Annotated in this window: 1 protein-coding gene; it reads right to left on the reverse strand. The window is 69.1% G+C overall.

The annotated features are described in order from the left end of the window. A partial coding sequence (locus MJ956_RS07750; protein ID WP_341482706.1) for a glycosyltransferase occupies positions 1 to 275 on the reverse strand: 275 nt, incomplete at both ends.

Genomic DNA, 275 nt, shown 5'->3' on the forward strand with positions numbered 1-275 from the left:
CCTCGCCGAGGAAGCGGATGCGTTCATTCAGCCCGGCGGCCGCGACACGACGCCGCAGATCGGCATCGAACGCCGCGTGCTCGGCCGTGACGCGCCCGGTCACGATGGCCGTCCATTCGGGATGGCGCGGCAAGACGGCGATCATCGCATCGACAAATACGTCGGTGCCCTTCTGGTGGCGAATGCGCCCCGAGCAACCGATCAGCCGCCGTCCGGCAAGGCCGAGTTCGGCCTTCTGCGTCTCGCGCGAGGGTGCCGGACGAAAGCGGTCGAGG

This window comes from Aurantimonas marianensis, assembly GCF_024195285.1.
GTDB classification, from domain to species: Bacteria; Pseudomonadota; Alphaproteobacteria; order Rhizobiales; family Rhizobiaceae; genus Aurantimonas; species Aurantimonas marianensis.